The following is a 23,536-nucleotide window of genomic DNA, read 5'->3' as shown; positions in this document are numbered from 1 at the left end:
ACCGACGCTACCCGGTGGTATCGTTCGTTTGAACGAACGAGACGTGCAGGGGGAGCCATGACCACCTCGAAATCGAGCCTCGCGTTCACCGGCCTCGCCGAACAGGCCGCCCTGCTCGCCAGTGGGGCGACGTCCTCAGTCGAGCTGACCCGTCTCGCACTCGAACGCGCCGAAGCGAGCCAGCCGACCCTCAACGCCTTCAAGTGCCTTCGCCATGAGGAGGCCCTTCGCGAGGCCGAGGACGCCGACCGGCGGCTGGCCGACGGCGAAACCGCTCCCCTGCTCGGCGTCCCCACCGCGATCAAGGACGACCTCGACGTCACCGGACTGCCGACGGCGTTCGGCTGCGAAGGCGACTTCTCCCTCGCGACGACCGACTCCCCGCCCGTGGCCGCGCTGCGCGAGGCGGGCGCGGTGCTCATCGGCAAGACCAACACCCCGGAACTCGGCCAGTGGCCCTTCACCGAAGGCCCGGCGTTCGGCACGACCCGCAATCCGTGGGACCCCGAGCGCACCCCGGGCGGTTCCTCAGGCGGCGCGGCGGCGGCCATCGCGTCGGGGGTGATCGCCGCCGCGCTGGGTTCCGACGGGGCCGGGTCGATCCGGATCCCCGCCGCCTGGACCGATCTGGTCGGGATCAAACCGCAGCGCGGCCGCGTCCCGACCGAACGGGAACTGTTCCACGGCTTGACCGTGGTCGGCCCGCTCGCGCGCACCGTGGCCGACGCGGCCCTGCTGCTGGACGTCGCGGCGGGCACCGGCACCGCGTTCCAGGCGGCCGCCCACCGTGAACCTGGCCGGATGCGCATCGGGCTGTCCACCAGGATCCCTTTCACCGCGACCAAAACCCGGCTGGACCCGCACGTCCACGCGGCGGTCATCCGGCTCGCGGAGCGGTTCGCCGAACTCGGCCACGAAATCGTCGAGGTCGAACCGGACTACCGGCTGATCGGCCTCACCTTCCTGCCACGCTCGCTCGTCGGCGTCCGTGACTGGTCCCGTCGCGTCCCGGATCAGGCGCGGCTCGACCCGCGCACACGGGCCAACGCACGACAGGGCTCGGTACTCGCCGGTCCGGCGCTGCGCCTCGCCAGGGCCGCGGAACCGTTGCTGCAGCGGCAAATCGGCTCGGTGTTCGGCCGGGTGGACGTGCTGCTCACCCCGACGACCGCGACCCCGCCACCGCGGATCGGCAGCTTCGACGAGCTCAGTGGCTGGCAGACCGACCAGGCCATGATCGCGGCGTGCCCCTACGCTTGGCCGTGGAACGTGCTGGGCTGGCCGGGGGTCAACGTGCCCGCCGGGTTGAGCCCGGACGGGCTGCCGCTCGGCGGGCAGTTGCTCGGCCCATCGCATGCCGAGGAACGGCTGATCTCGCTGGCCGCGCAACTGGAAGAGGTCGAACGGTGGCAGGACCGCAAACCCGAGACCGGTTGGTGAACACCCGCGAGACCATCCTCCACGCCACGCTCAAGGTGGTCGGGGAACAGGGCGTCGGTGGGCTGACCAACCGCCGTATCGCGCGGCAAGCCGAAGTCTCGCTCGGCACGCTGACCTACCACTTCCCCAGCCAGACGGCGCTGCTGCGTGAGGCGATGCTGCTGTTCGTCGAAGAAGAGACCGCGAAGCTGACCGGCTTCGTCGACGCCTACCGCGAACAGGGGTTGAGCGTCGAGGAGGCCGCGTCGGTGGTCGAGCAGGTCATCGCCAAGCTGCCGTTCGGCACCGACGAACTCGGCGCGCACGAGCTGTGGCTCCAGGCGGCGCGCGACCCCGGTCTGCAGGACGCGGCGGCGCGCTGTTTCGCCGCCTACGACGAACTCGCGCTGGTGATTTTGCGGACGCTCGGGGTCGCGTCGCCGGAACGCCTGACCGGACCGGTCGTGGCGCTGATCGCCGGGCTGCAGCTGCGCAGGCTCGCCACCGGCGACGACGGCGTCGAGGTGGCGCTGCCGTTGATGATGCTCATCCGCGGCGCGTCATGAGCGGGCCGCCGATCGTCAAGGGAACGGCGGCGTGGCGGTACTTCGGGGACTTCCGGGCCGGGCTGCTGGCCGGTCAGGTACTGGTGCTGCAGGTCGCGCATCCGGTGGTGGCGGCCGGGGTGCGGGATCATTCCGACTACATCGAGGATCCGTGGACCCGACTGATGCGCACGGCCGCGTCGCTGTCCATCTACGTCTACGGCGGTCCGGACGGCGCACGGTACGAGGCGGACCGGTTGCGCGCGCTGCACCGGTCGTTCACCGGGATCGACGCCGACGGGCACCGGTACAGCGCGCTGAACCCACCCGCCTACGCCTGGGTTCATGCCACGCTCGTCATGGTTCCCGTTGACACGCAAAGGTTTTACGGCACTCCGCTGACTCCGTCCGAATTGGACGAATACTACGGGCAGATGTGCGGCGTCGGACGGCTTCTCGGCCTGCGCGAGCAGGACATGCCGCCGACGTGGCCGGAATTCGAGCGGTATTACGCGGAGATGATCGACGGTTTCGCTCCGAACGAGACGATCTCGACGCTGTTCGAGACGATCCGGACGGTGAAGAAGCCGTGGCGATGGTTGCCCGACAAGCGCTGGGTTCGCCTGCGACACTGGCAGTACCTAGCGCAGATGTTCGTCATCCGGGGTACCTTGCCACCCGCCTTGCGTGCCCGGCTGGGTCTACAGTGGACGGAGCGCGACCAACGCCGCTTCGATCGTTTCCGTTCGGCGGTGCGGGTTTTCGGCGGCTTGGTGCCGACGACGTTGCGCTCCTCGCTCGTGCGCCGGATCGGCAGGCTCAACGTCTGGTTCCGGGCCCACCCCCGCGCGTACCGCTTCCTCGGCGGCACCACCGGCCCCGGAAGTGCCCGCGTTTAGTCCTCTAAACGCGCTTTCGGGTGCGGGCGTAGTGGGCACGGGCCTTCGCCCGGTTGCCGCAGCGCTCTCGACATCATCCCCACCCGGGAACTCTGGAATCGCCTCGACGCCGAGATCGGCCGCGCCTACTGGCACTGGTTGTTCCACCTCCAGCCGGATCTGCCGGAGCTGCTCGCCGGCCAGGACATCGCCGCCTACCTCGGCTACTTCTTCGAACGCCGGACGCATCAGCGGCAAGGCCTGAGCCGGGAGGCCGTCGACGAATACGTCCGCGCCTTCTCCGCGCCGGGCGCCCTGCGGGCCGGATTCGACGACTACCGCGCGTCCTTCCCGCACGACGCGGAAGCGGACGACGCCGATTTCGACGCGGGTCGTCGCCTCGAACTCCCCGTGCTGGCACTGTGGGGTGCGAGTGGCCTGCTGGGAAAGTTGCCGACGCTGGAGATCTGGCGGGACTACGCGAAGGACGTCTCCGGTACGGCGATCGAAGAATGTGGCCATTTCCTCGCCGAAGAACGTCCTCGCGCCCTGCTGGAAAACCTGAAACCGTTTCTGCTCGGGTGAAACCCCCACCTGGGTAAGGGCCGGAGTCCCCTGCACGGGGGACCCCGGTTCACCCCGCGCCGTGACGCTTTCCCCCGCCGTCGCCATTAACTTCAGCCGGGATGGGGAATTCACCGAGGGGGCGGCGCACGGCGCCGTTGGTCATCGCCCGCGTACTCGCACTCTGCGCGCTGGCGTTCTCGCTGTCGGGCGGCACGGCCCAGGCGGACGGCGTGTCGAGCGGAGCGGACGTCCAGGTCGCGCAGACGCTCGGCACCCGCGATCTCACGATCATCCTGCGGCGGATGGACATCGCGCCCGGTCCGCTGCACGTCGACGTCGTCACGCACGCCGGGAACCCGCCGGGAGCGCTGAAACTGCGCGCGTCCACCGCGGGCACGACGTTCTCCGAAACCACCGTCCAACTGGGTGAGAAGCCGGGCGCCTATTCGGCGCGACTGCGGGTCGACCAGCCGGGGCCGTGGGAACTGGGCCTCGACGACGGGACGGACACCGCGTCGATCCCGTTCATCGTCCCGGCCAGGGTCATTCCCCCGTGGGAAAAGGCCACCTTCGGCGGTTTCGTCGCCGCGGGTGTGTTCCTGGTGCTCGGTCTCGTCATCGCGATGCGCGTGAAACGGCCACAACTCGCCCTCATCCCGGCGGGCGGGATGGTCGCCGCGCTCGCCGTCGCGATCACCGGCGCGATGCTTTCGGCGTCGACCCCGCCGCCGCCCGCGCCGGGAGCGGCACTGGACCCGACGATCGACAACATCCAGGACCCGTACGCGAACGCGCAGATGTCCACTGTGGACTTATCGCGGCCGCCGGTGAATCTCGCCGTGCGCTCCCCGGGTGCCCGGTCGGGCGGGCTCGCCGACGTCCGGATCGTCTTGACCGACGGCGCGACCGGTCGCCCGATCGACGATCTTCTGGTGCACGACAACGCTTTGATCCATCTCGTCGTCATCTCGCCCACGGGCAGGCTTTGGCATCTCCACCCGGTGCGCGTCGGCCCCGGCGACTACCGGGTGAAGTTCACGCCGCCCGAGTCGGGAACCTACGCCGTCGCCGGCGAACTCGCCCGGCGAGGCGGTGGTGTACAGCTGGTCCGCACCACGATGCCGGTCGCGGCGGGCACCGACTCCCCCGCCGAACCGGTGCCCGCGGGGGCGGGTTCGCGGGTCGTCAACGGAAACAAGATCGACGTCGACGTCGACGTCGAACCGGGCACGCCGACCACGATCACCGCACGGTTCGCCCGCGCCGATCTCCAGCCGTGGCTGGGCATGCTCGGCCACTTGATCGTCGTCGGCCCGATAACCGGCGACGGCCGGGTCGGCGCGGATGCCGCTGCCGCGCCGACCTGGGCCCACGTGCACTCGATGATCCCGCAATCGCCCGGTATGCCGGGGAAACCCGACGAGACCGTCGCCGCATACGGCCCGGCCGTCCCGTTCACCTACACCTTCGGCGCACCCGGCAAGTACCGCGTCTGGCTGCAGGCCGAACGCGATTACACGGTGCTGACCGTGCCCATGCAGATCGAGGTTCCGTCGGAAGGGGCACCCCAGTGAGTTCCCTCGTGGACAGACGTAAGCCCGTCCTCCTCATCCCCGTGGTCGCCGTCCTCGTGGTGGCGATCGTGGCCTGGCTGGTGTGGCCGAGCGCCGGCGGGGAACAGGTGCAGCGCTCGACGCGAGGCCCGTACACCGTGGAGTTGTCGGTCGCGGATCCGCATCAGGGCGGCAACGTCTTCACGCTGACGGTCACGGGTGCCGTGCCGGACGTGGTCACCCTCGAACCCGTCATGCCGCAGATGGGACACGCGCTCGCGCCGTCTCGCGCGATCGCGGAGGCACCGGGCCGATATCGCACCGGCGACGTCCTGCTGCCGATGCCGGGGCAATGGGAGATCACCGTTTCACTGCGCGGGCGCTCCGGCGCCACGCAGCACGTTTTTTCTTTGCTGGTCAAATAAGAGAGGGAGGTCGGGGGTATGGATCTCACCGCGGGAGGGACGAGGACCGTCTCGGTGGCACGAAGTGAGCGCACCGGGCTCGTGCCGGCGAGCACGGTGCTGGCCGGGTCGGTGATCTCGCTGATCGGGCTGACCTGGGACATCCAGTGGCACGGCGACGTCGGCCCGGACACGTTCTTCACGATGCCGCATCTGTTCCTGTATTCGGGCAGCGCGATTTCCGGGCTCGCGAGCCTCGTGGTCGTGCTGATGACCACGGCCGCGCGCCGAGCGGGCCGGGGCGTCGACGCCCGCGTCGGCGGCCGCGCGATCAATGTCTTCGGCAAGGTTTTCGCCGCACCGGCCGGCTACCTGGTGACCGGCAGCGGCGCGGCGATGTTCCTGCTGTACGGCCTGTGGGACCAGTGGTGGCACGGCCTGTACGGCTTCGACGCGGTGATCGACTCGCCGCCGCACATCGGGCTGCTGCTGTCGATCACGCTGAGCATCATCGGCACGGTCATGGTGTTCGCGGCCGCGCGGGAGCACCGCTGGGGCAGCCGCGGCGTGGTCGGCAGCCTCGGCGTGCTGATCGCGTTCAGCACGGTCACCGTGCTCGGCCTGGAGCAGATCGACGTCGACGGGCTCGACGTCGTCTCCGTGGGGATCGCACTGCTTTCGGTGCTGCTGGTAGCGGCGGGCGCGGGCTTCTGGGGGCGACCGGGCGGAGCGGCGTGGGTCGCCGCCTCGCTCGCGGTCATCCAGGCGATCACCTGGTGGTTCTCGCCGTGGGCCGCGGAGGCGTACGCGGGCGCCGTCGGCTTGCCGATGCGGGACTACATCGACGGTGTGCCCGCGATGCCTTCGATGATGCCGATGGCGCTGCTGCCGATCGCTCTCCTGCTCGAAGCGGTCTACCTGCTTTCGCGGCGCGGCTGGTCCGCCGATCGCGTTTCGGTACTGGCAGGCGGGATCGGCGGGCTCCTGGTCGGCGCGAGCATGCCGATCCAGAACGCCATCGTCTACGGGGCCGACTCGGTCAGGTGGCCGGTGGTGTTCACGACGGCCGCGGTCGGCGCGGTGGTCGGGCTGCTCGGCGGGTTCGCCGGATGGCGTTTCGGCGGGATGCTGCGGCTGCTGGCGCCCGCGAAGACTCAAGGGGGCGAAGCGAATGCGTAAGACACTGCTGGCGCTGGCGGCGGCGATCGGGCTGCTGTTCGCGACCACACCGGTGGCGAATGCCTACGAACCGGTGAACATCGTCCATACCGAACGGGTGCAGGTCGGCCCGTACGGGATGACGGTCGGGTTCAGCACGTGGCCGTTGCGCGCGATGCAATCACTGGATTTCACGTTCATCCCGGACGACGGGATCGCCGGGAAGTCGGGGACGCTCGCGTTCGTCAATCCGGAGACCGGGCGGCTGGGCCGTCCGCAACCGCTGGCGAAGCATCCGCGGAAGCTGGAAGTGTGGGGACTGGACATCCGGGCCCTGCAGACGCAGGGTTCGTGGACGTTCCGGTTCGAACTCGACGGACCCGCCGGCCGGGGCGCGGGTGAACTCCGCGACCTGAAGGTGCTCGAACAGCCGGGGCCGCCGATGGCGGTGAGCTGGTCGATCAGCCTGATCCCGCTGATCGTCCTCGCCGTGCTGATCACCATCGCCTGGCGGCGCACCAAAGCCAGGCTGCGCGGGAACGGGGTCTCGGCGATAGCGTGACTCGGAGTGACCGAAGGTCGGATGGCTCGCGTGTCCTGACGGGCACGCGAGCCGTTCGTCATGGGCTCAAATCGAACTGTCCGGCCTTGACCGCCTTCAGGAAGGCGTTCCACTCACCGGAATCGAAGACGAAGACGGGACTCTCGGCCAATTTGGTGTCGCGGACCCCGACCAGGCCTTCCCTGCCCAGGTTGACCTCGACACAGTTCCCCCCGTTGGGCTCGCTCGCGAACGATTTCTCCCAGGCGGCGTCGTCGAACAGCGACACGGCCGTGGTCGGATCATAATCCGGCGCCGATGGATAATCGGCCATTGGTCGTACCTCCGAACGTCTGTCGGGGGTGCGATCGCCACCTGCGCGAACCGTCACGTCCCCAGCTTCCCCTGCCTCAACGGGACTATCCCGCACCGCCAAGTGGGTGATCAACTCTGCCCACCCTCGACATGAAGATTATTCCAGGAGTAGGATTAATCGCAGCGGCCGGGGCTCGGTTGTTGGTGAATCGCTCGCAGTATGCGAAGAGCTTGGCGACACGTGTCACCGGGTGGCGTTCAGCGGGGTTTTCGTCGTTCCAGCAGGGCACCGACGGCAGGTGACCGGCCGGAAACACCACCCCGCGGCGCATGACCACCCATCGCCGACCTCGTGGGGGAGGATCAGCGTGATCATTCAGGACACCATGCCGGCGACGGTACTGGCCGTCGGCAGGCTGATGGCCGGAACGGCGGGCGAGAGCCGCCGCTCCGCGCATCTGTTCGACGTGCACTCCGGGGGCTCGCACCCCGAATTCCTGCACGCCCGCTGCGGCGCGGCGATGCCTTACGACCACTTGGAATGGATCCCCGTCGGCTCGGGGATGCCCTGTGAACGTTGTCTCGGCCTCACCGATTCGGCGGACCAGACGCGGTTGCCGCGTCCGGGCCGGGGGGTGTGACCGTAATGGCCGTCCGCCTCACCACGCTGTTGTTCCGCCGTGAGGACGAACGCCTGGCGTCGGGGAAGCGGCGCAACATCGGGCTCGAACTGCGTCAGCGTTTCGGGTTCAGCCTCATCCAGGCCCCGCTGCGCAAGCAGCCGCCGTGGAACTCCGAAGTCGATTTTCCCGGCAGGCGAGAGCACCGGGACCTGATCAGAACCGGCAGGCCGCTCGAAGGCCGGTTCGAGCTGTCGCCCTTGATCGGGCATCTGGCCGGCCGGGTCTGATCACCACAGCCCTGTTGTATCAGGGCTTGCGGCCGAGCCCGCCGAGTCCGCCGGTGAAGGTCGGGTCGTCGGCGAACCTGGCGCTCGCCCGGGAAGCCGCTTCGTCCAGATGCCAAGCGGCCATCCAGTCGATTCCCGGCTCCACCAGCTCCAGGCCGTCGAAGAACGCGGCGAATTCCGCACGGGAGCGCAGATGGAACGGCGCGCTCGTCTTCTTGTACAGCTCCTGGACGTTCTCGCGGTTGTCACCGGTCTTGCGGGTGACGCCGTCTTCGGTCAGATGCGAGGACAGGAAGTACGAACCCGACGGCAGCAGGTCGAGATAGTGCTTGACCATCTCGTGTACCGGTTCGTCGGGGCCGAGGAAGTACAGCAGGCCGACCAAGACCAGCCCGATCGGCTGCCGGGAATCGAGCACTCCGGTTTCGAGGGCGCGCTTCCAGATGTCGGCGGGGTCCCGGACGTCGCCCTGCAGGACCGCGTGCCGCCCGAGCAGTCCTTCGCGTTCCAGCAGCAGTTGGGAATGCGCGACGGCGACCGGCTCGATGTCGACGTAGACGACGCGGGAGTCCGGGTTGATCGCGCCGGCGATCTGGTGCACGTTGCCGACGGTGGGCACTCCGGAGCCGATGTCGAGGAATTGGGTGATCCCTTGGCGCGCCATGTATCCCACGCCGCGGCCGAGGAAGTCGCGCCCGACGCGGGCGAACGTCTTGACCTCCGGGAACTGCTTGAGCACCTGAGCACCGAACTCGCGGTCGATGGCCCAGTTCGCCGAGCCGCCGAGGAACCAGTCGTACACCCTGGCCACGTTGGGACGTTCGAGATCGACACCTTCGGGGGCTACGGGATCCTGCTGCGCGGTCATGCCTTCACACCTCGTCAGAGAGCGGGTTTGCGGGCGACCCCGCCGATGCCGCAGTTAAGCGTAGGAGAGCGGGGGTCGTCCAGCCGCCATGCGCCGACCGGCACCAGACCGGGTTCCACGAGCTCGAAATCCCCGAAGAAGCCCAGGATCTCCTCGCGGTCACGGAAGGCGGCGGGCGTGCTCGACTGTTCGTACTGTTTCACGACGCGCTGGACCTGTTCGAGCTCGTCGCCTTCCACGCCGGACATCGTGACGTGGGAAAGAACGAAGAAGGAACCGGCGGGCAGCAGCCTGCGGTAGCGCGCGATGGTTCCGGCGAGTTCGGGTCCCGGCACGAAATGCAGGACCGCGACGGTGAGCAGTGCCACCGGTTTCGCGGGGTCGAGGACGCCGGTGTCGAAGGCGCGCTCCCAGATGTCGTCCGCGTCGCGCAGGTCACCGGCGATCACCGCGTGCCGACGGGGGTCGCCGTTCTTCTCCAGCAGGATCTTGGCGTGCGCGACGGCGACCGGTTCGTTGTCGACATAGACGCATCGGCTGTCGGGATCGACGTCGTCGGCGATCTCGTGGACGTTGCCGACCGTCGGCACGCCGGAACCGAGGTCGAGGAACTGGGTCACGCCGTTTTCGACGCAGTAGCGCACCGCGCGGCCGAGGAAGGCCCGGTTCGCCCTGGCGCCGGTGCGGACGAGCGGGAAGGCCTTGACCATCTGCTCGCCGAATTCCCGGTCCACCGCCCAGTTCGCGTTCCCGCCGAGGGCCCAGTCGTAGATCCGGGCGGCGTTGGGCCGCTCGAGGTCGATGCCCTCGGGTATGAACTCCGGGTCCACGTCCAGCCCCTGTCCACTCGACCGCGGTGATGCCTGGAACATTACCGAAGGGAAACCGGTGTTCTCAGGATTGCATCTGATTGCGGTACAGCTCGGCGAGTTCCTTGAGAAACTGCCGGGTCTCTTGGCGTTCCAGCGCGGCGCCGCGCAACCGGTCCCAGGAATCGACGAAAATGTTGAAGTCCTTGACGTCGTCGAGGTACAACCCGCCCGCGGAATGCTCGATGTAGACGAAATCCCTGGTGCGATCCGGAAAACGCATGATGGTGAAGTCGTTGGGCACGGCGGCGAGCCGCGCGCCGAACGGCAGCACGTGCACATACACGCGCGGATGTTTTTCCAGCGCCAGCAGATGCTCGACCTGATCCAGCATCACCGCGGGGGCGGAGCCGCCTGGAGCGCGGCGCAGGGCGCCTTCGCTGATGATGAACCGGTAGTAAGGCGGTTGCTGTTGCTCGAAGACGGCTTTGCGGTCCAACCGGTTGCGCACCAACGAGGTGACGTCGGTGGCGCCCGCTTCGGTGAACTGCTTGAGCATGTAGTGCTCGGACTGCAGCGGACCGGGGATGCGCTCGCCGTGCCAGGTGAGGATCTCCGCGGCCGCGGGTTCGAGGTCGGTGAAGGTGCGAAACCAGTGCGGGACCACGGATCGATAACCGGACCAGTGGCCGCGCTGCCCGGCCGCGGCGCGGGCGAGGTTCATCAGCGTGTCGGCCTCGTCGCCGTTGATCCCGAACGCGTTCAGCATCGATCGCACATCCCCGAGTTTGACCCCGACGGCACCGGACTCGATCTTGTTGACCTTGCCCTGGGTGCAGCCGAGAACCTCGGCGACCTGCTGCTGTGTCATCCGCGCGGCGTTGCGGGCATGCCGGAGCTCGTTTCCGAGCTGCTTCCGGCGCGAGGTGACGGTGCTGGCCATCAGCCTTGCTCTCCCGGACCACATAGCCAGGACCGCGGCTTCCCGCCGTCCTGCGCGCGAACATTCGAACCCACCCAGGGTAGACCACCTTGCGGGGTTCGATGATGACATTGCGCAGCGTTCCAGGAAACGGCTGAAAACACCAGTCACCTGGTGTGTCACCCTGGTGGCGGAGCGATCTAGTCACATTTCGGGCACCTTGACGCGACATAGTGACCAGGTGGCCCAATCCCCCTGGTCCCGCGGCTCACCGACGAGGTCTTCGGGTACGTCCAGCCCGATGGTTCGCGGTGGATCACCAACTGCGGCGCCGCCGACCACACCGTGGTGATCGACACGTACCCCATCGAACGGCGCACGCCCGACACCCAGCCCCCCACCCATCCCTGGGGGACGGCCCCGCACCCAGCGTACCGGCGCCCCCGTCGGTCCGGGGCGCGCGAGCCGAGTTGTCCACAGGCCGGGCCGGTTGTGGACAACTCCCGGTTGATCCCTTCTCGCCCCGGCGCCGTATCCCTCAACGGGGATAGGCTCGGCACGGGAATCGAAGCGGAAGGGTGCGGATGAGCAAGAAGGCGAGCATCGGGGTCACCGGTCTGGCGGTCATGGGCCGCAACCTGGCCAGGAACCTGGCGAGGCACGGGCACACGGTGGCCCTGCACAACCGCTCCGAGAAGCGGACCAAGGAACTGGTCGAGCAATTCGGTGACGAAGGCGACTTCATCCCGGCGTATTCGGCGCAGGAGTTCGTCGACGCGCTGGAGCGGCCGCGCCAGGTCGTGATCATGGTCAAGGCCGGGGCGCCGACGGACGCCGTGATCGACGAATTCGTCCCGCTCTTGGAGAAGGGCGATGTGATCGTCGACGCGGGCAACGCGCATTTCGCGGACACTCGCCGTCGCGAGGCCGCGTTGCGCGAAAAGGGCATCCACTTCGTCGGCACCGGCGTGTCCGGCGGCGAGGAGGGCGCGCTGCACGGGCCGAGCATCATGCCGGGCGGGTCGAAGGAGTCGTACGAGTCGCTCGGGCCGCTGTTCGAGGACATCTCGGCGAAGGTCGACGGCGAGCCGTGCTGCACGCATGTGGGCGCGGACGGTGCCGGGCACTTCGTGAAAATGGTGCACAACGGCATCGAGTACGCCGACATGCAGTTGATCGCCGAGTCGTTCGATCTGCTGCGCGGCGCCGGCGGCTACTCCCCCGCCGAGATCGCCGAGGTCTTCCGTACCTGGAACTCTGGACGGCTGGACTCGTACCTGATCGAGATCACCTCGCAGGTGCTGGCCCACACCGACGCCGCGTCCGGCAAGCCGTTCGTCGACATCGTCGCGGACCAGGCGGAGCAGAAGGGCACCGGCCGCTGGACCGTCCAAATCGGACTGGACCTGGGCGTGCCGATCAGCGGGATCGCCGAAGCCGTCTTCGCCCGGTCGCTGTCGGGTTCCTCGAACCTCCGTGAGGCTTCCCGCGGTCTTGGTGGTCCTTCGCGTACTCCGCTGACAGGGTCAGCTTTGGACACCTTCGCGGACGACGTCGAGCAGGCGCTGTACGCGTCGAAGGTGGTGGCGTACGCCCAGGGATTCAACCAGATCCAGGCCGGCGGTGCCGAGTACGGGTGGGACATCGACCTCGGCAAGGTCGCGTCCATCTGGCGTGGCGGCTGCATCATCCGCGCGAAGTTCCTGAACGACATCACCGCCGCGTACGCCGAGGAGCCCGCGCTGCCGACGCTCCTGACGTCCGGCGGCTTCCGGAAGGCCGTCGAGGACGCCCAGGACTCTTGGCGTTCGGTGATCTCCACGGCGGTGCGGCTCGGTATCCCGACGCCGGGCTTCTCGACCGCGCTGGCCTACTACGACGGTCTGCGCGCCGAGCGGCTCCCCGCCGCGTTGGTGCAGGGGCAGCGGGACTACTTCGGTGCCCACACGTACCGCCGCGTCGACCGCGAGGGGTCGTTCCACACCGCTTGGGCGGCCGACGGCCGTCCCGAGTCCTCTGCCTGACCGGAGCTGAAGAGGTTCCGCACCGCGTCGCTCGCGGTGCGGAACCCCTGATCAAAACCAGTGCAGGCAGTGCGGGGGACGCCCGGCTCGGAAGAAGGCGTCGGCGAGGGCCGCCGCATCCGGGCGATGGGCACGGATGTGCCCGGCTCGCACGAGCGTGCTCGGGGAGGTGCCACCCAGGTAGATCGATCCCAGGTCGCTCACGTCCAGAGACAGGTCAGGCTCCCGGTCCGTCGGGACGCAGTCGGCCTTGCCATCCCGCACAGTCAGCAGGTAGCGACCACGCTCGCCGAGGAACGGATCTTCGACGTCGAGGACGAGCTCACCGTCCATGAACCAGCCGCGCGCGGTCAGCGCACGCGGGATGTCCAGCAGCCGCACCCAGAGCCAGTCGGTGCCGTTGCTGAGCTGGCCAGCGCGGAAGTCCTCGAACTGCCACCGAAGCGGGTGTTCGGGCGGGACATGTTTGAACACGACCTGATCGACCAAGTCGTGTTCGAGCACGTAGCGCGCCAGAGCGGTGTAGACGGCGTCGTCGGCGGCGATGGTTTCGTCGACCGTCAAGGTGTCCGCGTCGCCGACCGAGTAGCTGGCGTATCCGTCCGCGACACCGTCTTCGTCACGGTGGACGACGATGTAGCGCGGTGCCGGAAAGATCGGCGGCTGCCCAGCGCCCAAGGCCCACCAGCGGTGTGGCCTGGACAGCGCACCGGGCTGCACGCGCCGGTATCGGTCGTAGACCTCTTCCAGAATCGCGGCGCACTCGGCACGCCGAAACACCTCGAGGGAGCCGGTCGTGGGAGCGTCGGCCGGGCCAACCGCCCTGGGAAGACCGAAAGCGGCTTTGTGGCGCGAAACCGTCAGCCGCTGAGTGTGGGTCGCCGGTCCGTAACCGAACCTGCGGTAGATCAAGGCCTCCGAGGCCAGCAGCACCGAGAGGAACTCCCCTCGGGCGCGTACGTCGGTGAGTTGACGCCGCATCATGGCGCTGAGCACGCCTTGGCGCCGATGTGAAGGCAGGACACCGACGGCGGTGACCCCGGCGACCGGGGCGAGGATCTCGCCGGGCAACGTGAGCTCGAAGGAGTACGCGGCGGCGGCGCCGATGGGCCGTCCCTCGGCCGAGACCGCGAACAGGCCGCGGTCCATTTCGAGCGCGGACCAGATCCCGCCGCCCTCAGCCGATGCTTCCGGGAAGCGTCCGAAGGCGACATGGAAAGTGTCGACGAAAGCGTCCCTGTCCTGCTCGGTCGTGGAGCGGATTTCCATTGTCGCCGCGGCCTTCCCCGAATACCGGGCACCACGGGATCGCGGCGCCCGGCCACAGTGCAGCGTCGTACCCAGGTTTGAGCAAGTGAATTTCGACGGCGGTGGAACGACGTTCACGTACTCGCGGCCAGTAAGACCAGGGCGATGAACACCAGCACGACGAGCGCGATCCGCGTCATTTCCCCCTCGTGGCGACGATTTCCGCCAATGCCCGCAGAATCACCGCCTCGCTCTTCTTCTTCGTGAGCCCGAGCTCACCCAGCAGGTCGTCGCCAAGCTCGAACAGGGCCAGCAGGATGTGCTCGGTCCCGATGTAGTTGTGCCCGAGCCGCAGCGCCTCCCGCATGGTCAGCTCCAGCGCCTTCTTGCTCTGCGCGCCGAACACCATCTTCGCCGCCTCCGCTGGTTCGTCGGCGGGTTCCGGCAGCCTCGCCGACGCCGCCTCGCGGACGGCTTCGAGGGTCACGTTCTGGGCCACGATCGCCCCGGCGGCGAGCGCCGCGGGTTCGGCCAGCAGGCCGAGGATCAGGTGGACGGGTTCGATCTGCGGGCTTTTCGCCGCGACAGCCTCGTCTCTCGCCGCGACGACGACGTGCCGGGCGCGATCGGTGTAGCGGCCGAACACCTTCACGAGGTCTTCGAGCGAGGCGCCTTCGCCGGATTCCTTGGGAACGAAGCGTTTCTGGGCGGCCTGCTTGGACACCCCCATGTTCTTGCCGATTTCGGTCCAGGACGCACCGGAGCGCCGCGCCTGGTCGACGAAGTGGCCGATCAGATGGTCGGCCACTTCGCCGAGGTGCTCGCCGAGGAAGACCGCGTCGGACAGCTGGCCGAGCACGTCGCCATCGGGATGCTGCTGCTTGATGTGGGAGATGAGGTCGTCGAGACGGACTGGGGTGGTCATACCGTCAACTCTAGGTTGACGGTAACCCAATCGTCAACCGCGAGTTGACGCTAAGGTCGTCTTGAGATCGAAGTCGTTGGCCTCCAGCGTTTCGAGCCGCGGCGCCGGATCCGCGGCGAACAGACGGCGCGCGGCGATGTGGTCGGGCGGCCGGTTCACCGACTCGACCCCGGTGAGCAGCCCCTCCCGGAACGACAGCACCGAAAACTTCCCGCCCTCCCGATCGCCGGTCACCACGGTCTTGTCCGCCCCGGTCAGGATCCCGGCGATCTGCAGTTTCGCGCCGAGCTGGTCGGTCCAGAACCACGGCAGGCTGTCGTACGGCGCGGGTTCACCGGCGATGGCCGCGGCCGCCGCCCGCGCCTGGTCCACGGCGTTCTGCACCGATTCCAGCCGCGTCGCCGTCCCGGCCTGCACGCACGGGAAGTTCGCGCAGTCCCCGACCGCCGAGATCTTCGGGTCGCTCGTGCGCAGATGTTCGTCGACGACGACGCCGTTCGCCACGGCGAGCCCGGCCTCTTCGGCGAGCCGGGTCCGCGGCTCCACCCCGACCCCGACCAGCACCAGATCGGCGGGCAGCCGGCCGCCGTCGCTCAGTTCCACCTCGGCCACCCGGCCGTCGCCATGCAACGCCGCGACGCCTTGGCCGAGCAGCACGGTGTGCCCGGCTCCCTCGTGCAGCGCCGCGAAGTACGCCGAGACCTCCGGAGTCGCGACGCGGGCCATCAGCCTGTCCTGCGCCTCCACGATCGTCACGGGCCGCCCGGCGTGCGCGGCGAACTCAAGACCGATGAACCCGCCCCCGACCACGACGACGTTCTTCGCGCTCTCCAGAGCCGCACGCAGGACATCGGCGTCATCCTTGGTACGCAAGGTGAACACACCATCCAAAGTGGACCCGGGCACCGGAAGCACCCGGTTGCCCGCGCCCGTCGCGAGTACGAGATGGTCGTATTCGTGTGCGGTCCCGTCCTCCAGCATCACCTTCGCGCCGTCGCGATCCACCGACGCCACGCGGCCGGCGATCAGCTGGATGTCCTTCTCCGCGAAGAAGTCCTCGGCGCGCAGGCGCAGCTGGGCGTCCCCCGCCGTCCCGGCGAGATAGCCCTTCGACAGCGGAGGCCGTTGATACGGCAAACCCGGTTCGTCGCCGATCAGGACCACCCGCCCGTCGAACCCCTTGTCCCGCAGCGAGGTCGCCACCCCGAACCCGCTCTGCCCGGCCCCTACGACAAGGACGGTCTCCATCGGCGCTCCTTCCGTTGTACCCGGTGTCCATTCAACACAGGTCCGGCCCGTTCGACCGCCCCTTCGCAACGTGATCCTCACGCCGTGGACGCGCTACGGTCATGCCGGGCGACTTAGCTTGATCGCCGAGGTTCCCGCGTGTCACAGGGGGTTACATGAGCTCCAGCCCAGCCGAAGTCCACCCGGTCGACCAGCGCCCGCCGCTGCCGAAGCTGACTTTGCTCGGCCTGCAGCACATGTCGATCATGTACGCGGGCTCGGTGGCGGTCCCCCTCGTCGTGGGCAGCGCGCTGAAACTGGACGCGGCGACGATCGCGTTGCTGGTCAACGCCGATCTCCTGGTCGCGGGCATCGCGACGCTGATTCAGGCGATCGGGATCGGAAGGCTCTTCGGCATCCGGCTGCCCATCGTGGCGGGCGCGACGTTCACCGTGGTCAATCCGATGATCATGATCGCGTCCCAGTACGGCATGCAGGCCGTCTACGGTGCGATGCTCGCGTCGGGCGTATTCGGCCTGCTCATCGCGAAACCGTTCGCCAAGATGATCCGGTTCTTCCCACCGCTGGTGTCGGGCACGCTGCTCGTCGTCATCGGCGTCTCGCTCATCGGCCCCGGCGTCGGGTTGATCGCCGGCCACGACACCGAAGCACCGGATTACGCGAAACCGGCCAACATCGCGCTCGCGTTCGGCGTGATCGCGGTGATCATCCTGTTCACCAGGGTCCTGCGCGGGTTCGCCAACCAGATCGGCCCGCTGCTGGCGCTGGTGATCGGCCTGGTCGCGGCGATCCCGATGGGCCTGGTGAGCTTCAAGGGCATCGCCGACGCCGACTGGTTCGGCCTCGCTTCGCCGTTCCACTTCGGCCCGCCGGCCTTCCCGATCGCGGCGGTGCTCTCGATGTGCGTCGTGATGCTGGTGACCTACACCGAGTCCACCGCCGACCTGGTCGCGGTCGGTGAGATCACCGGACGGCCGCCGACCGATTCCGACCTCGCGCGCGGTCTCGCCACCGACGGTCTCTCGGCCATCCTCGGCGGCGCGATGAACTCGTTCCCGGACACGGCCTTCGCGCAGAACGTCGGCCTCGTGCAGATGACCGGGGTCCGCAGCCGCTGGGTGGTCGCGATGGCGGGCGGACTGCTCGTGCTGATGGGACTGGTGCCGAAGGTCGGCGCGTTCGTCGCGGCCGTACCGGAACCGGTGGTCGGCGCGGTCGCGGTGGTCATGTTCGCGATGGTCGCCGTCGTCGGCGTGCAGAACCTGAAGAAGGTGGAGTTCTCCGGCAACCACAACACCTTCATCGTCGCGGTGTCGTTCGGCGTCGGTCTGCTGCCCGCGTTCTCGACGAACCGGTTCGGGAACTCGATCTTCTTCCAGCACTTCCCGTCGTGGCTGCAGACCATCTGCGGCAGTCCGATCACGGTCGCCGCGATCGTCGCCTTCACCCTCAACCTGCTGTTCAACCACCTCGGCAAGCGACGGGAACCGGATCTGCTGAAAGCGCCCTGATCAGCCGGAACCTAGCACCAAAGCCACTTCGGCCACAGATTGCACTCTTCGGTCGGCTTCGTGCTCGGCGGCGGCGGGGTCGGCTTGGGCGGCTGCGGCGCGACCGTGGATCCGGTCGTCCTCGGCGGATCGGCAGGCCCGTTCGACGAGGTCAGCGTCGGCGTGGGGTCCGGGGAGTCGGACGTCGACGCGGCCGAACTCGACGTGCGACGGCTGGATGTCGTCCTGCTGGCCTGCGTCGAGGGCCCACCGTCGGTGCGCTCGCCGGTTCCGCCCGCTTCGGTGGTCGAAACCGCCGACGTCGCGTCGGCTCCCCTGTTCTCCGAAGGCCGCTTCGGCATCTCGATGACGCGGATCTGGTTCGGCTGCGCGTTCTGCTCGGGTTCCGAATCGAATCCCACGAGCACACCGGCCGCGCCGCAGGCGACGACCACGGCGATCACCACCGCGATAACTCTCCAGCGTGACTTTGCCCGTGACTCCTCGTGGTCATCCCAGCCCTCGCGAATGAGCAGGTCGGCGACCGAAACGTCGTCGTCATCCACCAGCTGAAACCTTTCGCACCGGGGAACGGCCACAGTAGTTTTACCCGAGCTGACCGCCGAATGGGTGAGCTTAACCAAAAATTATTCACCCGATGAGAGAACTCGGCGGATACCAGTCACACAGCGTATATCCATGTGCTTTCGCGCATATCCCCGGTGGTCGCCCTTCGGTTCGCGTATACAGCGCCCCTCGCGGGTGGTGTAATCGACGGTGCCAGCACCGGAAGAGGGGGTTCGGACGGATCATGGAGGCTGACGCCCTCGCCGTGCCCGGAGCCGGAAATTCCGGCACATCGGCAGGCGCGCCGCTCGGGAACGAGCCGGTCGGCGATCTCGGCCTCGCGGGCGACCACGCCGCCATCTGGTCGTACGACTTCGAGAGCGACACCCTGTCCTGGCTCCCCGGCCTGGAGAACCTGCTCGGTGGAGTCGGTCTCACCGAAGCCGAGATCGAAGCACGGCTCGCCGATCTGGTGGCCCCGCTGACCTCCGGCACCCGCACTTCCCCGCCGTGGCGGGAGTTCGAACTCGAGCAGTCGTTCCGGAATCCGGCGGACGAGCTCCGCTGGGTGCGCCTGCGCGCCCGCACCATCGGCGACGACAACGGTTCGTCGGGCCTGCTCGGGATCGCCACGGACGTGACCGACGTCCGCGAAAACCGGCAAGCCCTCGAAGACCTCACTGATCGTTACCGGCTCTTGGTGGAACTCAGTCCCGACGCGGTCTGTGTCCACGAAGCCGGCGTTGTCACGTACGTGAACAGGGCTGCCGTCACCGCGCTCGGAGCGTCCTCGACCGCGGAATTGATCGGGCGGCCGATCATGGACCTCGTCGCCGACGAATCGCTCCCTGCCCTGCTCGACAGGATCGCGTCGCTCCACCGCCAAGGCGCGTCCACCGAGCCCGCCGACGCCGTCATGCTCCGCCTCGACGGGACGAAATACCTGGTACAGAGCATCTCGGTGCGGACGACGTGGGAAGGCAGGCCCGCCTTCCAGGTCATCATGCGCGACATCAGCGCGCAGAAGGCCGCGGAAGCGACGCTGCGCTATCAGGCCGCACTGATCAGTCACGTCAGCGACGCGATCATCGCGACCAGCGGAGACGGCGTGGTGACCAGCTGGAACCCGGCCGCGGAGAACGTATACGGCTGGACGGCGGACGAGGCGATCGGCGGCACGGTGAGTGACCTCGTCGGCGCCGCGCTCGACCCGGAAGCGGTGCTGCGCAGGGGCGGCGTCCTGCAGACGACTCATCGGCACCGCAACGGCTCGACGCTGGCCATCCGCGTTTCCGCCGCGGAGATGAACGACGGCTTCGTGCTGGTCTGCGCGGACGAAACGGCCAGGCGGCGCGCCGAGCAGCACTACAGCACGGTGGTCGCCTCGCTCGACGAAGGTGTGGTCGTGATCGGCCCCGGCGGGCTCATCGAATCGGCCAACTCGGCGGCTTGCCGGATCATCGGCGTCGGCCACGACGACCTCATCGGCGTCCCGTGCGTGACGCTGGAGCTGTACGACGAACAGGGGCGCATTCCGCCGGCGAGGATGCCGTCGGTGGTGGCGCGGCGCACCCGGGTCGCACAGAACGGTCTCGTGCTGCGGCTGCGCAGGCACGACGGCGGCGACGTCTGGATTTCACTCACCGCGAGGTTGCTGACCCCGGAGGACCCGTCGGCCGAGTCGGTGGTCGCCTCGTTCACCGACATCACCGAACGCCGCGCGATCGGCGAGCGGCTCGCCCACGAGGCGACGCACGACCCACTCACCGAACTCGCGAACCGGACGCTGGTGCTGGACAGCCTCGCCGAGGCGTTGTCCGGCGCGGGCCGCGCCGAGCTGACCACGGTGCTGTTCATCGATCTCGACAAGTTCAAGGTGATCAACGATTCCCTCGGCCATTCGGTCGGCGACAAGGTGCTCCGCATCGTCGGCGAACGGCTACGGCGGGGAATCGGCGAGAACGACCTCGTCGGCAGGCTCGGCGGCGACGAATTCGTCGTCGTCACCGCCGAGATCACCGAGCCGGATGAGATCAAGGCGCTGGCCGAACATCTCCGCGAAGCGCTGACCGAACCGATCACGGTGAACGGCAGGCAGCTGCACATCGACGCCAGCATCGGCATCGTCACCGCGGCCAACGACGACACCCGGACCGCCGAAGACCTGCTCCGGGACGCGGATGTCGCGATGTATCAGGCGAAAACGCTCGGCCGCGCGCGCTACGAGTTCTTCGACGTCGAACTGCGGGAGCGGATGCAGCGGCGGCTCCGCATGGAGCAAGACCTGCGCGACGCACTGCAGAACGGCGAACTCTGGACGGCGTACCAGCCCGTCGTGGACATCGAATCCGGCCAGATGGTCGCCGTGGAAGCGTTGCTGCGCTGGAAACATCCGGAACACGGCACGATCTCGCCCGCCGAGTTCATCCCGCTGGCCGAGGAAAGCGACCTGATCAACCTGATCGGCAAGCACGTCCTGCGCACGACCACCCGCGAGATCGCCAAACGGCGCGAACGGCTCGACGTCGACCTGAACCTCAAGGTCAATCTTTCGGCGAGGCAGCTGGACGACCCGCATCTGGTGGCAGGCGTGCAGGACGCGCTGAAGACCACCGGCCTGCCGCCGCACGCGCTGACCCTGGAGGTCACCGAGAGCGCGCTGATGCGGGATCAGGCCGCGGCGGCCGAAGTCCTGATGTCGTTGCGCGATCTCGGTGTCTCACTGGCGATCGACGACTTCGGCACCGGCTATTCGTCGCTCGCGCAGTTGCAACGGCTGCCGCTGGACACGCTCAAGATCGACCGCACCTTCGTCACCGGTATCGCGGAATCACGGGACGCGGCCGCGATCGTCAAGAGCATCATCGCGATGGCACACGCCGTCGACCTGATCGTCGTCGCCGAAGGTGTCGAAGACGAAGAGCAGCTCGCCGTCTTGCGGGAGCTGCGCTGTGATCAGGCACAGGGCTTCCATTTGGGCAGGCCCGTGCCACCGGACGAACTTTTCGGAGCGGCTGAATGAGTGTCGAGATCGAATCCGGAGAAGACCGCTACGACATCGTCGTGGACGGGAAACCCGCCGGGTTCCTGGAAACCCGCACCCGGCCGGACGCGATTCTGTTCCTGCACACCGAAATCTCGGACGACTTCGCGGGACAGGGCCTGGCGGGCAAACTCGTGACCGCCGCTCTCGACGACGTCCGGGCGCAGGGCAGGTCGGTCCTGCCCTACTGCCCGTACGTGCGCTCGTACATCGCGAAGCACCGCGAGTACGAAGACCTCGTGCCCGAGGACAAGCGCGCGGAATTCGAACTCTGAGCGCTCAGCCCGGGTAGCTTTTCAGCAGCTTCGCGAGTTCTTCCTCGGTCAGCACGACGTCCATCTCGCGCAGCGTCGCGTCGAGCCGCTCGGCCGGGATCTTGGTGGTCTCCTTGATCCCGTCCGGGCGTTCGACGATGAACTCGTCGCCGACCAGCTTGCGGCTGAGCCCTTCCTCCAGGCGCATGACCACCAGCTGCCCGGTGAACGGCGAACGCGGATGCGTCGAGGTGTAGTGGTGGTAGACCTCGTAGTCGATCCGGTGCATCGGCGTGAGCGTGAAGGCGTGCAAGTCGGTCCAGTCGTCGCCCTCCAGCTTCTGCAGGCGCCACCAGTCGCCGTCGGCGACGAGCCGGTGCGGCCAACCCGCCTGATCCACCACGGCGCCGTCGACCAGCGGCATCGGCACCAGCATCCCGGCGCCGAAACCGACGTCGACCAGGTGCCGGACGCCGTCGGCCTCGATCGCGAGCGTCATATGCGTGTACGGCCCGTTCTTCTGCGGCTGGACCCGCGCGACCAGGCGGCGCACCGGGTAGCCGAGTTGTTCGGCGGCCGCGGCGAACAGGCTGCCGTGTTCGTAACAGTAGCCGCCTCGATGACGGCGGACGAGTTTCCCGATCACATCTTCGAGCGCGATTCCCTTGTGCTGCCCCAAAACGACGTCGACGTTCTCGAACGGAACGGCCAGGATGTGCGCCTTCGCCAGCTCACGCAACGCGGCGGCGGAAGGCTTCTCGCGATTCTGGCCGATGCGGCCGAGGTACGCGTCGAGGTCGAGGGTGTCGACGGTCCATTCGTCGACCTGCTCAGGTGCGAGTGTCATGCCATGATCCTGACACCTCGACCTTACTCGAAGTCAAGGCGTGAGCGCTCGGAACCTGTTGAGCCAACTGGTAACTGGCAACGGCCACCGACTTTAGCCAGTTCCACTGTCGTACTCGGGTCGGTGATGCCGGCTTCCGCCGCCGAACCGCCCTCGGGCGTGCAGCCGTTGATCGTGGGTGGCGTGGACGCGACCGAAACCTACAGCTTCATGGCGTCCATGCAGACCAAGAACGGTGACCACAACTGCGGCGCGTCACTGATCGCCACGCAGTGGCTGGTGACCGCCGCGCACTGCGTCGAAGGGGAGCAGCCCGCCAACTGGAGGTACCGGATCGACACCACCGACCACACCAAGGGCGGCGAGGTCGACAAGTTCGTGGTCCACGAGAAGTACGACGGCTCCGGCCCGTACGACATCGCCGTCGTGCACCTGACCAAGCCGGCGGAGGCGACGCCGATCGAAATCGGCCAGTCGCCGGCACCGGGCACCGACGTGCGGGATATCGGCTGGGGGCTGACCTGTCCCACTCGCGGCTGCGGTGCCGCCCCGGAGGTGCTCCAGCAGCTCGACACCAAGATCGCCGAAGACTCAGGATGCTCAGGCCCCGGTGCCTATGACGCGCGGACCGAGCGGTGCCTGGACAACCAGGGCGGCAAGGCGAGTGCCTGCTACGGCGACTCCGGTGGCCCCGCCGTGGTGAAGGCCGGCGACAAGTGGACTCTGGTCGGCGCGACCAGCCGCGGTCAGACCGCCGGCTGCCCGGAGATGCCAGGCAGCTACACCGACGTGACCGCGTTCGCCGACTGGGTCGAGCAGCAGACCGGCGAGTAGGACGCCAGGCCCTGACCGTCCCTCAGTGCGCGGTGCGGGACCTTTCGGCCCCAGGTATGAAAAAACCACCCTGACCTGAGTCGGGGCGGTTCTGCGAGCGGTGGCCAGGGCCGGGGTCGAACCGGCGACCTTCCGCTTTTCAGGCACAGACGTTTTCGCTGGTCACG

General features: G+C 68.1%; 23 protein-coding genes and 1 pseudogene. 16 read left to right on the top strand and 8 right to left on the bottom strand.

The genetic code is table 11. From position 1 onward, the window contains the following. Positions 1–57 precede the first annotated feature (57 nt). The 8 genes and pseudogenes from ACZ54P_RS05375 to ACZ54P_RS05340 all read left to right on the top strand — a co-directional run bounded on the left by ACZ54P_RS05375 (position 58) and on the right by ACZ54P_RS05340 (position 7,086). The gene (locus tag ACZ54P_RS05375; RefSeq protein ID WP_465460336.1) at positions 58–1,440 is read left to right on the top strand and encodes an amidase; all 1,383 of its coding nucleotides are present in this window, start codon (positions 58–60) and stop codon (positions 1,438–1,440) included. Continuing rightward, positions 1,407–1,985, top strand: a complete 579-nt coding sequence (locus ACZ54P_RS05370; RefSeq protein WP_465460335.1) for a TetR/AcrR family transcriptional regulator — start codon at positions 1,407–1,409, stop codon at positions 1,983–1,985. Before ACZ54P_RS05375 ends, ACZ54P_RS05370 begins: the two co-directional genes overlap by 34 nt. Next, positions 1,982–2,863, top strand: coding sequence for an oxygenase MpaB family protein (locus ACZ54P_RS05365; protein ID WP_465460334.1), 882 nt, complete (start codon positions 1,982–1,984; stop codon positions 2,861–2,863). Before ACZ54P_RS05370 ends, ACZ54P_RS05365 begins: the two co-directional genes overlap by 4 nt. A gap of 60 nt (positions 2,864–2,923) precedes the next feature. Then, positions 2,924–3,427: pseudogene (locus ACZ54P_RS05360) on the top strand (alpha/beta fold hydrolase); the annotation flags it as partial. Between the two features lie 101 nt (positions 3,428–3,528). Further along, a complete protein-coding gene (locus tag ACZ54P_RS05355) occupies positions 3,529–4,983 on the top strand; it encodes a hypothetical protein (protein ID WP_465460333.1) in 1,455 nt (484 codons plus the stop codon). Then, positions 4,980–5,387 (top strand): FixH family protein, encoded by a 408-nt coding sequence (locus ACZ54P_RS05350; RefSeq protein WP_465460332.1) that lies wholly within the window; start codon positions 4,980–4,982, stop codon positions 5,385–5,387. The genes ACZ54P_RS05355 and ACZ54P_RS05350 overlap by 4 nt, the downstream gene beginning before the upstream one ends. Before the next feature lie 18 nt (positions 5,388–5,405). Further along, a complete protein-coding gene (locus ACZ54P_RS05345; protein WP_465460331.1) occupies positions 5,406–6,545 on the top strand; it encodes a hypothetical protein in 1,140 nt (379 codons plus the stop codon). Next, on the top strand, positions 6,538–7,086 hold the full coding sequence (locus ACZ54P_RS05340; protein ID WP_465460330.1) for a hypothetical protein: 549 nt from the start codon (positions 6,538–6,540) through the stop codon (positions 7,084–7,086). The genes ACZ54P_RS05345 and ACZ54P_RS05340 overlap by 8 nt, the downstream gene beginning before the upstream one ends. Before the next feature lie 58 nt (positions 7,087–7,144). On the opposite strand, the gene ACZ54P_RS05335 is transcribed toward ACZ54P_RS05340, so the two are convergent. Next, positions 7,145–7,399, bottom strand: a complete 255-nt coding sequence (locus tag ACZ54P_RS05335) for a DUF397 domain-containing protein (RefSeq protein WP_061980178.1) — start codon at positions 7,397–7,399, stop codon at positions 7,145–7,147. 349 nt (positions 7,400–7,748) lie between these two features. Here ACZ54P_RS05335 and ACZ54P_RS05330 point away from each other — a divergent pair, with 349 nt between their 5' ends. Both ACZ54P_RS05330 and ACZ54P_RS05325 read left to right on the top strand, forming a co-directional pair. Then, positions 7,749–8,021 carry a hypothetical protein gene (locus ACZ54P_RS05330; RefSeq protein WP_465460329.1) on the top strand — a complete coding sequence of 91 codons (273 nt, stop codon included), beginning with the start codon at positions 7,749–7,751 and terminating at the stop codon, positions 8,019–8,021. Between the two features lie 5 nt (positions 8,022–8,026). Further along, positions 8,027–8,290, top strand: a complete 264-nt coding sequence (locus tag ACZ54P_RS05325) for a hypothetical protein (RefSeq protein WP_465460328.1) — start codon at positions 8,027–8,029, stop codon at positions 8,288–8,290. 19 nt (positions 8,291–8,309) lie between these two features. Here the strand turns inward: ACZ54P_RS05325 and ACZ54P_RS05320 are convergent, their stop codons facing one another. Genes ACZ54P_RS05320 through ACZ54P_RS05310 form a run of 3 tightly spaced genes read right to left on the bottom strand, consistent with a single transcriptional unit; the run spans position 8,310 to position 10,910 of the window. Beyond that, positions 8,310–9,158: an SAM-dependent methyltransferase gene (locus tag ACZ54P_RS05320; RefSeq protein ID WP_465460327.1), complete on the bottom strand. Its 849-nt coding sequence runs from the start codon at positions 9,156–9,158 to the stop codon at positions 8,310–8,312. Positions 9,159–9,172: 14 nt separating this feature from the next. Then, complete coding sequence (locus ACZ54P_RS05315; protein ID WP_465460326.1) at positions 9,173–10,030, bottom strand: SAM-dependent methyltransferase; 858 nt, start codon at positions 10,028–10,030, stop codon at positions 9,173–9,175. A gap of 22 nt (positions 10,031–10,052) precedes the next feature. Next, positions 10,053–10,910 carry a helix-turn-helix domain-containing protein gene (locus tag ACZ54P_RS05310; RefSeq protein WP_044855139.1) on the bottom strand — a complete coding sequence of 286 codons (858 nt, stop codon included), beginning with the start codon at positions 10,908–10,910 and terminating at the stop codon, positions 10,053–10,055. A 563-nt stretch (positions 10,911–11,473) separates the two neighbouring features. On the opposite strand from ACZ54P_RS05310, the gene gndA reads away from it, so the two are divergent. Further along, positions 11,474–12,913, top strand: coding sequence for an NADP-dependent phosphogluconate dehydrogenase (gene gndA / locus ACZ54P_RS05305; RefSeq protein WP_465460325.1), 1,440 nt, complete (start codon positions 11,474–11,476; stop codon positions 12,911–12,913). 51 nt (positions 12,914–12,964) lie between these two features. On the opposite strand, the gene ACZ54P_RS05300 is transcribed toward gndA, so the two are convergent. The 3 genes from ACZ54P_RS05300 to ACZ54P_RS05290 all read right to left on the bottom strand — a co-directional run bounded on the left by ACZ54P_RS05300 (position 12,965) and on the right by ACZ54P_RS05290 (position 16,334). Then, positions 12,965–14,182 carry a GNAT family N-acetyltransferase gene (locus ACZ54P_RS05300; RefSeq protein ID WP_465460324.1) on the bottom strand — a complete coding sequence of 406 codons (1,218 nt, stop codon included), beginning with the start codon at positions 14,180–14,182 and terminating at the stop codon, positions 12,965–12,967. Positions 14,183–14,357: 175 nt separating this feature from the next. Further along, positions 14,358–15,086, bottom strand: coding sequence for a Clp protease N-terminal domain-containing protein (locus ACZ54P_RS05295; protein ID WP_465460323.1), 729 nt, complete (start codon positions 15,084–15,086; stop codon positions 14,358–14,360). Between the two features lie 33 nt (positions 15,087–15,119). Further along, positions 15,120–16,334: an NAD(P)/FAD-dependent oxidoreductase gene (locus ACZ54P_RS05290; protein WP_465460322.1), complete on the bottom strand. Its 1,215-nt coding sequence runs from the start codon at positions 16,332–16,334 to the stop codon at positions 15,120–15,122. 155 nt (positions 16,335–16,489) lie between these two features. Here ACZ54P_RS05290 and ACZ54P_RS05285 point away from each other — a divergent pair, with 155 nt between their 5' ends. From ACZ54P_RS05285 to ACZ54P_RS05270, 4 genes are all read left to right on the top strand, one after another. After that, positions 16,490–17,845, top strand: coding sequence for a nucleobase:cation symporter-2 family protein (locus ACZ54P_RS05285; RefSeq protein WP_465460321.1), 1,356 nt, complete (start codon positions 16,490–16,492; stop codon positions 17,843–17,845). 39 nt (positions 17,846–17,884) lie between these two features. Then, entirely contained in the window at positions 17,885–18,397 is a 513-nt protein-coding gene (locus ACZ54P_RS05280) for a hypothetical protein (protein ID WP_465460320.1), read from the top strand. Positions 18,398–18,635: 238 nt separating this feature from the next. Further along, positions 18,636–21,413, top strand: coding sequence for a sensor domain-containing protein (locus ACZ54P_RS05275; RefSeq protein ID WP_465460319.1), 2,778 nt, complete (start codon positions 18,636–18,638; stop codon positions 21,411–21,413). Further along, a complete protein-coding gene (locus tag ACZ54P_RS05270; protein WP_465460318.1) occupies positions 21,410–21,709 on the top strand; it encodes a GNAT family N-acetyltransferase in 300 nt (99 codons plus the stop codon). The genes ACZ54P_RS05275 and ACZ54P_RS05270 overlap by 4 nt, the downstream gene beginning before the upstream one ends. 4 nt (positions 21,710–21,713) lie before the next feature. On the opposite strand, the gene ACZ54P_RS05265 is transcribed toward ACZ54P_RS05270, so the two are convergent. Beyond that, on the bottom strand, positions 21,714–22,535 hold the full coding sequence (locus ACZ54P_RS05265; protein ID WP_465460317.1) for an arylamine N-acetyltransferase family protein: 822 nt from the start codon (positions 22,533–22,535) through the stop codon (positions 21,714–21,716). A gap of 126 nt (positions 22,536–22,661) precedes the next feature. Here ACZ54P_RS05265 and ACZ54P_RS05260 point away from each other — a divergent pair, with 126 nt between their 5' ends. Further along, positions 22,662–23,369 (top strand): S1 family peptidase, encoded by a 708-nt coding sequence (locus ACZ54P_RS05260; RefSeq protein ID WP_465460316.1) that lies wholly within the window; start codon positions 22,662–22,664, stop codon positions 23,367–23,369. Positions 23,370–23,536 lie beyond the last annotated feature (167 nt).

The organism is Amycolatopsis sp. NPDC034160 (assembly GCF_055575355.1).
Note: the sequence above shows the minus strand (reverse complement) of the source record. Positions and strands in the feature narration are given on the sequence as shown.